The 2833-nt window shown below is 49.9% G+C and carries 1 protein-coding gene; it reads right to left on the bottom strand.

The window, feature by feature from the left end; genetic code table 11:
- Positions 1 to 635: 635 nt before the first annotated feature.
- Entirely contained in the window at positions 636 to 1541 is a 906-nt protein-coding gene (locus C4T42_RS31795) for a hypothetical protein (RefSeq protein WP_146074111.1), read from the bottom strand.
- Between the last annotated feature and the right edge of the window lie 1292 nt (positions 1542 to 2833).

The raw sequence follows: 2833 nt of genomic DNA, 5'->3' as shown, positions 1-2833 counted from the left end.
CGCAGTGACCGTGCTTGCGGCCCGCGGACGATCGACAGGTGGGACAGCACGTCGGGCCCGGACGGGGTACGACGCGCACGATGAGCGGGTCGGTCACCAGTTCGATGCCGACGACGGTCAGGCCATCGGGCACGAGGGGCAGGATACGGCGGGGCATGGCGTCCTCCCCAAAGCCTATCTCCGCAGATGGGGCACATCACGCCGGCCGGCACACTTCGCCACACGAAGTGCGGAAGAACCACGATGCACTCGGCGTTGACACTCGCCAATTCCACCTACAAGCCATCCAGTCCCAGTCTCATCAAATGCGCTCTCCGCATCGTTGAAGACGCCAAGGAGGTCTCACATCCAGACGACTAACTCGGTTCGCGGAGGCGCGGCGGCGTGAATTGGCGACGCTTATCAGGACGATCATAACATCTTAGTCGACTAGCTCATCGGGGGCGGATCCGCCCATGGAAGATGCTGACGCGCAAGACGTTCGGAAAGACCGACTTCACCATCCTACGCCAATATATCCTGACCGAAAGATGAACCGTTCTAACCATAAATATCGCGCATGGATCCTACAATTCTATACTCGGAGGAACACAACATACGCTTGGAGTAAATAATCTATCGCCCGAAACAAGGCTCTATTTGGGAGTAGGCGTGATACTGCCGTAGTCTTCGTCTTGGCGCAGATTCACAGCAGCGAGCGCCGCCAAGACAAAAAATGGAAGACGAAGGTCCACTAAAGAGAAAGAGACAGCGCCAGCCACAATATATCCAAAGCATCCAATGCGAGCCGCCTGCTGTATATCAGCAATGAAATTATTTTCTTGTGAACTTTTGCGAAGGCAGGCCCAAAAAAACCCCCCTATAAAAAATAGGCCTGGCAATCCTGTGCTTGACAACACCGCTACGATCCAACTTGAAGCTCTAGTTGTTCCGAAGCCACTACCAAGCCCATATGTCGCATAGAAATTCATCATGCCTACTCGATTCCATTCCGCTCTCGTAACTCCAGACTCACTTTGAGACTTGGTAAAGACGACAATATGTACAAACTCCGTCACGACACGGCTTAAGTTTTCATCCAGAGCGACAATAAGAGCTAGATTCGCCACAACCAAAGGAACGAACAACGTAAACATCAAGGTCGCCGCTTTTGCCCGACCAAATACCGAGCGAGAGAAACAAAACACGTAGAAAAACAGCAGCATTGGCGCCAGCGCAACGTAAGCTGTTCCTGAAGTGGAGAGCAACAGCAGAATTAGAGAAATTATAAATATGATAAAGCTTGCGAAAGTCCATCTATTAGATATTGTCAACGAAAATGTATAAGACAATAGGCCAATAGTATGATATGAAAAAAGCGATGTTTCTGTAAACGAGCCTACTATCCTTCTCAGGCCACCAACATTTTCTTCAAGATGAAGTTCATAATCGGCGTTTCTAATAGGATCCAGCAGAAATGCGGTGCCTGTCAGAGAGGTTATGTAGTCCAGGGCCGCAAACATAATGTTAAAAGCCGCCATACCTAGCATTAGCTTTGCCACATAGAAAAACCTGGCTCTTGTGGAACAGTATGAGTATACTACCAAAAAACATACGACGTCGGAAATCATGTATATTGATTGGCTTATGTTGCCGCTCGTTGGTGTCAAGGGGACAGGGATTGGGCCGACTCCACCGAATCGCGTTGACCCGATCGAAATGATTACGGTCGCCTCGCTAAAAATTCTGGGCACCATGATCGCGCACAGAACTCCATACACAACAAATATTGTTAGCCAGAATCCCGCGGCAGGAAAGCGCAGCGCTCGAACTACGTCATCCGTAAATGTCTTTTCGCGGGACACGAGAACCGCGAGCGACATCAATAATAAGTGAGCTGGCTGAATATTCCCCGAGCCACCTAATGTGAATGCCGACGCTGCCGCTAGGAGCATCGAAAATGTGAAGCAGAAAAAGGTGAACCTGTCTTTCAAAAAAAATGAGAGAATGCAAACAAAAATGGTCACAACACCCACTGGTTCAATCATGCATCGCCCCCCTGCTAGTCACCACAGGTAACTCTTTCCTCAAATCTAAGCTAAATAAGCAAAGACGACCTAATTGAGCAATAAAAAACTTCAAACCGCACAGAAACAGCATAACTAAGTTATATTAACTTCATAAACGGTGACAACCTGCAGAGGATTGTAAATTCTTACTGTGCAGACCCGGCAAATGTCTTATACTCCCTCGTTCGAGAGCATTGGTTGGGGATTGTCAATAGGTATCTATAACCAGAAGAGCAGTCAGGGCACGGCCAGTACAACGCCGCTTAGGTAGAAGTTTTCAGAGCAAGGAGCCATTCAATAAAGACAATGAATTTAATAATTCCTCCACTTTGATTGGTAATTGGCGGCCAATAATTAAATTGGCTAGCTTTGAATAACTCATCGAGCTTTGCTATTCAGCAGGTGAAGCGGCCTGCCCTAAGCCGAACGAGAGTAGTCATGTTACGCGGCCTATTTATTTAACGCAATCCGTTTTAAATTGACTTTCAGCTGGCGTTGGTGAATCCCAGAGCGGGCACCGATCGGCTTGACTGGTCTGGGTTTCTCGTTGGGATAGGGTTGTGATTCGATGGACTGCTTTCCGAGGAGGAGAGCCGATGGCGTCCGCGCTATCCATGGATCTACGCGACCGGGTCGTGGCTGCGATCGAGGCGGGAGCAGCTCGCCGGGGAACAGAGGGCCCTTTGAGTTCTGGCCAGCATTCCCGGTATCGGCGAGGCAACCGCGATTGCGCTGCTGATCGAGATGCCCGAACTCGGCAGCCTCGAGCCGGGCCCGGCCGCAAG

This window comes from Methylobacterium sp. 190mf (assembly GCF_900107945.1).
In the GTDB taxonomy this organism is placed as follows: domain Bacteria; phylum Pseudomonadota; class Alphaproteobacteria; order Rhizobiales; family Beijerinckiaceae; genus Methylobacterium.
Note: the sequence above shows the minus strand (reverse complement) of the source record. Positions and strands in the feature narration are given on the sequence as shown.